The sequence below is a fragment of the Microcoleus sp. Pol12B3 genome (assembly GCF_036701355.1).
GTDB lineage: Bacteria > Cyanobacteriota > Cyanobacteriia > Cyanobacteriales > Microcoleaceae > Microcoleus.
On record NZ_JAUBQS010000116.1, the window covers coordinates 1 to 7,379 of the forward strand.

General features: G+C 45.3%; 5 protein-coding genes and 1 pseudogene. All 6 read left to right on the forward strand.

Annotated features, from left to right (window positions below; all coding sequences use genetic code 11):
• The first annotated feature begins 275 nt into the window (after window positions 1-275).
• Window positions 276-866 carry a ParA family protein gene (locus QUA53_RS28140; protein WP_333101064.1) on the forward strand — a complete coding sequence of 197 codons (591 nt, stop codon included), beginning with the start codon at window positions 276-278 and terminating at the stop codon, window positions 864-866.
• Window positions 863-1,108, forward strand: coding sequence for a CopG family transcriptional regulator (locus QUA53_RS28145; protein WP_333101063.1), 246 nt, complete (start codon window positions 863-865; stop codon window positions 1,106-1,108). The genes QUA53_RS28140 and QUA53_RS28145 overlap by 4 nt, the downstream gene beginning before the upstream one ends.
• Window positions 1,109-1,557: 449 nt before the next feature.
• Entirely contained in the window at window positions 1,558-2,568 is a 1,011-nt protein-coding gene (locus tag QUA53_RS28150) for a tyrosine-type recombinase/integrase (protein WP_333101062.1), read from the forward strand.
• Between the two features lie 536 nt (window positions 2,569-3,104).
• A complete protein-coding gene (locus QUA53_RS28155; protein WP_333101061.1) occupies window positions 3,105-4,820 on the forward strand; it encodes a HEAT repeat domain-containing protein in 1,716 nt (571 codons plus the stop codon).
• Window positions 4,821-4,858: 38 nt separating this feature from the next.
• Entirely contained in the window at window positions 4,859-6,964 is a 2,106-nt protein-coding gene (locus QUA53_RS28160; RefSeq protein WP_333101060.1) for a pentapeptide repeat-containing protein, read from the forward strand.
• Window positions 6,965-6,997: 33 nt separating this feature from the next.
• Window positions 6,998-7,379, forward strand: a pseudogene (locus QUA53_RS28165) (hypothetical protein); the annotation flags it as partial.

The following is a 7,379-nucleotide window of genomic DNA, read 5'->3' on the forward strand; positions in this document are numbered from 1 at the left end:
CGTCATTTGTTTTCTCACCGGATGGTCTTGGATTTTACATTCTTTATCTCTATCACATCTTTAAAAAAATGGTATAAACTCTTTTTTTATTATACCCTATTTAAAGGTACAACAGCTTATGCTCGTTTAGGGTAGCAAACAGGCATTACCTTTATAAACATTCAATCATCTAGACATTCAATCATCTAGACATTCAATCATCTAGACATTCAATCATCTAGACATTCAGATGTTTAAGTTGTAAAATCTGGGTGATAAACTCAGCAGGCTTACCTATGATTGTGACAATCGCCTCATTTAAAGGCGGAGTCGGAAAGACTACCACCGCGCTGCACTTAGCGACTTACTTGCAGACCAAAGCACCCGCTTTGTTGGTAGATGGCGACCTCAACCGCAGTGCCTTAGATTGGGCTGCTCGCGGTTCGCTGCCGTTCAAAGTGGTCGATGAAAAACAAGGCGTGCGATATGCCAGGGATTACGAGCACATCGTCATCGACACGCCGGCACGACCTACCCCAGAAGACCTGAAAACTCTAGCAGAAGGGTGCGATTTGCTGATATTGCCCAGCTCTCCCGATGCTATGGCCCTGAGCGCTATGCTGCAAATGGTGGAAGCTCTTTATTCGCTTTCGTCGAATTACCGCATCCTACTTACAGTCATCCCGCCCGCTCCGAGTAAAGTTGGGGCTGAATCTAGGACAACCATTGAAAAAGCGGGATTGCCCATCTTCAAGTCTGATATAAGGAGGCTAGCGGTATTTCAAAAAGCTGCCCTCGCTGGGGTTCCCGTAAACGCTATCAAAGACCCTTATGCTAAAGCTGCTTGGGGGTGCTACACCGCTGTTGGCAAGGAGATACTGCCATGAGTCGCTTTGATGATTTACTGAAGGCCAAGAAACTCAAGCCTGGGGAACCCGACCTTTCTCCCAGCACCGCGCTATCCAAAAGCAAAGACCCCAACTTTGTTCGCACAACCGTTTATCTGCCAAAAATTCTGCACCGCCAGCTTAAATCTGCAGCAGCGCAGTCAGGTCAGGAAATGAGCGAGCTGGTGGAGAAGTCGGTGGCTCAATACCTCCAACAGTTTAATCCTGACGACAGTATTTAAACATTTAGATGTTTGAATGTTTAAAACTTGAATTACGGTCAGCTCAGGAAAAGTCGGTGGCTCAATACCTCCAACAGTTCAATCCCGAACACACTTTTAAGCATTTAGATGTTTGAATGTTTAACTATTTAAACATCTAAATGCTAAAAGTACAGAATTCCGTGCTGTGGAGCGCGTGCTGCATTCATTGGATTGTCAGGCTGCTGATAAGCTTGGCATGAGCGATGAGAAGGGGAGCGGCTGAGAGTGAGGAAATTGTGGCAACTCTTGGCGATCGCCAAGAGTGTTGGTAGGGATTATTAGCGACTGCAATCTAACTGCGCCCTCACCGCCCTCTCGGCTTCCTCAAATTGGTCTTGAGAAACCAAGGGTGCAGCAACCCAAACCAAGCACCAGAGAACCAATCAGCGAGCGCCATTAATAACTTTTGTTATCAATAACAAAAAATCATGAAAGCAGAATTTTCCAAAGCGTTGCCCTCGAAGAGGATTGCCCGCCTGGAAGCTTCCCTTGATGCCAAAATTGAAAGATATTTTGACACTTTAGATACTGACCCTGACGTGCTCAAACGATTACTCGCCGACAAGCGCTCCGAGAATACACGGCGCGCCTATGAGCGCGATGTCAATGACTTTTTAGTTACTATGACGGGGATGCCCGCTGTGCCTGATAACGTTTTGGAGTTTTTGCACCTCGAAGAGCGTCAGGCCGTGTCGGTGGTTCTCAAGTATAAAGCTAAGCTGATTGACAAGGGGTTGAAGGAGGCCACGGTCAATCGGCGACTGGCTGCTGTCAAAAGTCTAGTGGAAATGGGTCGCAAGCTCGGTGTATGCCATTACAGTTTGGAGGATATCAAGGGAGAGAAAATTGTCGGCTACCGAGATACAACCGGGGTTGACCGACCCACTTTTGAGCGAATTTTGCAGCAGTGCGATCTGGCAACGAAAGCTGGGAAGCGTGATTATGCTTTGTTGCGCTTGCTGTGGGGTAATGCTCTGCGACGAAATGAAATCAGTCAGTTGAGTGTTTGTGACTTTGATTCTGTTGGTAAGACTTTGCGAATTAGGGGCAAGGGACGGGGTACGCAAGCTGAGACTATTGATTTAGGTTCTGCGACAGTGCAGGCGATCGCCGATTGGTTGGAGGAAAGGGGAAGTTGCACGCACGATGACCCGCTTTTTATAGCACTTGACTCCGCTCACTGCGGACACAGACTTAGCGGCGACGGTATTTGCAAAATGGTTGTCCGTTATAGCGAAAAGGCTGGTATTAAAAAACAAATGTCTCCTCATCGCATCAGGCACAGCGCTATCACGGCAGCCCTGGACGCAACCGACGGAGATGTCCGGAAGGTTCAGAAACTCAGCAGGCATAGGAACTTGAATACGTTAATGATATATGACGACAACCGGGGGCGTGACCAGCAAGACATTACCCAGTTACTAGATGGGATGTTTTGAGAAAAAAAATCTCCAACTTTCGGTTAGTTGAGGATTCTGGTTCCTGTGATTTGTCTCCAAATGCGATCGCACTTGCCGACAGTCAACAGAATATTAGACCTCTTGCAAAAGTCCTTTTCATAAATTTATTGGACGGGCAAGATGCCTATCCCACAAGAAAAAATAACTCTTGTGGGATGGGCATCTTGCCCGTCCTAGTTATTTTTGCAAGAGGTCTAATGTTGGTGCGATCGCTAATCTTGGGATAAATCGTTTCGTCGAAATTTAGTTAAAATTTTGAGAGAAGTCTTAAAATGCGACAACGAAGCTCAATCTTTGTTTTGTCAGACTGTATCCGCTCAATAATTCGGGCGGACTACCCACTCAGGAAAGATTTTGCGTCATTTGAGGTGCATCCTTGAGCGATTTACCCCGGATTATTGAGCGGATACGTCAGACTTATGCTAAAAAGACTAACGACCGCAGCGAACCCATAGAGCCAAAATGGGTTTTATAATTTTTCAGTAATAGCTCTAAAATAGCGCTAAAATTCACATATGTTTAGAAAAATCTCGCAATCTGGTGTCTCCTATTGTTTAGCTGTTGTTGGGGTTCTAGCTATCAGTTACCCTGCTGATGCCCAGAGCAAAATGGTTACTTATCCCCCTATTGACCCTGATTGTCCTCAACAACAATTTGAGCAGTACATCAAAGATATTGAACTTAAAAACAAATTTAATCCAGTGGTAGAAAGAGCGACTGATGGCTTAGCATATTGTGCGGCCAGAGCTGTACCTATCCTCAAGAAGATTTTCCAAGACGAACGCTTCGAGTATTTGATGGAAGATCTAAGCCGGATTGGAAAAGAGGGTAAAGATACCTTTCCTGGGGTGATGATATCACTTAAAAATCAGCTACAGAGCAAAGACACTCCCCTTGAAAAACGAATCGAAATTGCAACGGTTCTGGGACGGCTCGGTGAGACCCGTCTTGCAACATCTACACTGCTCAAAATCTTTGCAGATTTGCCTGCGGATGAGGTGAGGGAGGCAGAGAAAACCGCCCTCGCTCTTGGGGAGATTGGTGTAGCCTCTCCGGAAGTTGTCCCAACTCTCATTAAAGCAGTACAGAATCCACGAAATGGTCTATCCCGCAGTAGTGCTGCTCTTGCTTTAGGAACCCTAAAGGAGAAAGCAGCAATTCCCGTTCTAAACAAAATGCTCAAAAGTGAGAAAGATAGCCTAATTGTGACGAATGTAGCGTTAGCTCTACTATCTATTGGGGGTGATTCAAAAGACATTCCTCGTGTCATTACCTCAGCCATCCTTAATCAACAAACACAATTTACAGACATTGAAGACCTCACCGACCGTCAGCTTCTCATTGTTAGGTTACTGGGAAGTCAAATGAAGGAGAGCGTGCCAGTTTTAGTTGCAGCCCTTGAAGATAGAGGCAAACGAGAGCCTGAATTGCAGCTAAAGGTGATCGATACGCTGGCAGAAATTGGAGCCGCAGCAAAGGATGCTACTCCTGTACTGATTCAGATGCTCCAGTATAAAAAAGATCCTGAAAATACATACCATCACCTTAATGTGATAGAGAAAGCAACTAATGCACTTGGCGCGATTGGCCCCTCTGCAAGAACAGCAGTGCCTTTCCTAAAACAATTGCTTGCCGATCTAAAAAGTCCTTATGATAAAGATTATTTGCAAATCCCTATTTTAGAAGCATTGGGAAGAATTGGTGAGACAGATTTGGCTGTTCCGTTTCTTCTGAAAATCCTACAGCAGGAAGATCAGCAACTCCTAGTTCGACGACCTGAAGTGGGTGACGGTGTTTATATCGATACTGTTAAGAGGGGCAACCTAATTAGTATTGGGCAGGCATTGAACCGAATTGGCATACTGGCACTTCCCTACCTAGTAGCCGACCTGCAAAGTCCGGACTTAATCAAGAAGCGTGGCGCAGCTTATGGGCTATCAGAGATTGACTCGCTGCCGAAGGAAACGATCAACTTACTTACTAAGGTCGTGAAAGATGAGAAGACTGAATTGGATACCCGTCGTTTAGCCGCTTACGCACTGGAACGTGCTAATGTGGACGTGCAAGGGTTTTTCACTCAGTACAATCTTACTCCTTCTACAAGAGCTACCTGCGGATACAAAGCTGGTTTTGATCCATACAGCGGCCTTTGTTACTTAGCTGCTGCCAGGAATGGAGGGGCTTCTCTGTTTCAAGAAATCAAGCGATGGTTATGCCCATCTTGTAAGTGATAGAGACACCAGACCAGAAATGATTAAAAAATCCAGCCATGCCAGGAGAGCAGCCGCCTAAAAGTTTTCAAGGTCATTCTTTCAAGGGACAACAGCTTTCTGGAGAAGACTTCACTGGTTGTGACATTCGGGGTGCGGACTTCACAAATGCCACGCTTATTGGAGCGAATTTCAGCCATGTAAAAGCCGGACAACCTCTGCTATGGGTGGTTACCATTGTATCATTTGCCCTCCTACTAACCATTTCAGCAGGATATGTATCAGCTTATGCAGGTGGTGTGGTCGGCAGCCTGATGGTCAAGGAGAATGACCAGCCGTTAGCTTTGTGGTCTAGCATTGCTACCCTGAATGTGCTGGTGGTCTTAATTCTAATTACTATCAAACAAGGACTGGGAATTGCACTAGGAGCTTTCTCACTACTTGTTGCCTTTACTGTTGTTTTACTTGCCGGTCTAGGAAAGGCTAGTGCCACAGTAGCTGTAATTGTGCAAGCGGTTGCTATTGCAGGAGCTATTGCTGGCTCTGTACTTGCATCGGGAACTCTGGTCGTGCTGAGAACCGCGATTAGGAGAATTGGACTCCCTGCTTTCGTCATTGCTTTTGTTCTTGGTAGTCTATTCGGTGGTTGGGAAGGTCTGGAGTTTGAATCTAAGCACCTGATTCAGGGATTGCCAATCACAACCCTCATCACAGGAGGCTTGCTGGGATTCAGCACTTACATTGGATTGCAGGTTCCCACTCAGGACAAGAAGTATTGGCTTATTTACAAAGCTACAAATTTTGTTGCGTCCTTAGGAGGCACTTGTTTTCGAGGCTCCAACTTGACAGATGCAAACTTCACCCAAGCTCGCCTCAGCAGTACAGATTTCCGCAAAGCCTTGCTCACGCGAACGTGCTGGTTTCACGCAAAGAACCTAGAACAGGCTCGGGTTGAGGGAACCTATCTGAAAGATGTGCGAGTTCGTCAACTTGCCACTACGAAAGAAGGAAGTGGCCAACACTTTGAATATTTTGACTTACAGGGACTCAACCTCAAAGATGCGACTCTTAAAGACACCTTCTTTATCGGTACAGACTTAAGTGAATCCACCCTAGAAAACGCAGAGTTAATCGGTGCCAGATTAGCAAAAGCCCAGCTCTATCAAGTTAATCTTAGGGGAGCCTGTCTAACAGGGGCCTATATCGAGAACTGGGGAATTTCCACAGATACCAACTTGGAAGCTATTAGGTGCAGTTATATCTATATGCGATTGCCAAGCAACAACGATCCAGATCCCTGCCGCAAACCGGACAATCGCACAGAAAATTTCAAAGATGGTGACTTTACCGACTTTATAGCTCCTATTATAAAAACTCTAGATCTGTACCAAACTCAGAATGTTGATTTGCGAGAAGTTGGCAGCAAATTTAAAACACTCGATTTATTTCACCACGAAGGAATTGACCCAAGTGCTGTTGCCATTGCCCTCCAGCAGCTCACAGAACAACATCCAGAGGCAGAACTGAAAGTAATTGCCCTTGAAGGAAGAGGTAATGAGAAGATTCGTCTACAGGCAAAAGTGGCGCGGGATGCGAATCGCTCAGAACTTTATGCAGAATATTTTTCTACGTACAGCAAGATTAAATCTCTGTCCTATGGAGATTTGCAGGCACTTTTAGCGGGCATGGCAGAGAGAGAGGAACAAATTCGCAGTTTAGAAAAACTGTTAGAAAATGCTCTCAAACAACCTAAATTTTATGTAGAGACCTATCACAATCAAGGAGATACAATGTCAAATAAATCAGAATCCTCTAATTACGACCTGCGGGAGTCAAAATTCGGTGGTGGCTTCGCTGGAACTAAAGGAACTCAATCAGGGGGTACTTTTTATGACTATTCCTCCAACCCCAACCTCTCTCAAGCTGCTGTTGAGATTCAGCAACTTCTACAACAACTGGAGAGTACCAATCCAGCTACGACCAGTGCTGAGAAAATGACAGTAGCTGCTAAAGCAGTTGATGCAATTGAGAATAATCCAGCGTTGAAAGCAGATGTGATTGCTGCCCTCAAATCAGGAAGTACCGAAGCTTTCAAGCAGGCAATTAACCACCCAATTGCTAAAAATCTAATTCCGATTATTGAAGAATGGGTACAAGCCGAGTAATTTCACTCATCTATAGATAGCGAGAGTAAACCTATGTCAGAAGCATCTAAATACAATCTGAGCAATGCAAAATTTGGAGGTGGGTTTGCAGGAGATCAAGGAACTCAAAGCGGCGGCACTTTCAATGACTACTCATCCAACAACACTACTGCCGATACTGAAATCAATAGTAGTGTTGTAGTAAGAAACATTTTGATTTTGGCGGCGAATCCGAAAGGCACTTCACCCCTACGTTTAGACGAAGAGGTGCGAGAAATTGACACAGGATTACAACGGGCGAAGAAACGAGAACAGTTCGACCTGAAGCAACAGTGGGCAGTGCGGTATCGAGATGTAACCGGGAGCATCCCGATTTTGCAAGTAGGCAAAAGTATGATAAAATATATCGCTTTATGGAAAAACCTACACTTAGCTT

Bases quoted from the DNA above. Each gene is read 5' to 3' on its own strand.
- QUA53_RS28145 (WP_333101063.1), top strand. From the start codon at position 863: ATGAGTCGCTTTGATGATTTACTGAAGGCCAAGAAACTCAAGCCTGGG.
- QUA53_RS28140 (WP_333101064.1), top strand. From the start codon at position 276: ATGATTGTGACAATCGCCTCATTTAAAGGCGGAGTCGGAAAGACTACC.
- QUA53_RS28155 (WP_333101061.1), top strand. From the start codon at position 3,105: ATGTTTAGAAAAATCTCGCAATCTGGTGTCTCCTATTGTTTAGCTGTT.
- QUA53_RS28160 (WP_333101060.1), top strand. From the start codon at position 4,859: ATGCCAGGAGAGCAGCCGCCTAAAAGTTTTCAAGGTCATTCTTTCAAG.
- QUA53_RS28150 (WP_333101062.1), top strand. From the start codon at position 1,558: ATGAAAGCAGAATTTTCCAAAGCGTTGCCCTCGAAGAGGATTGCCCGC.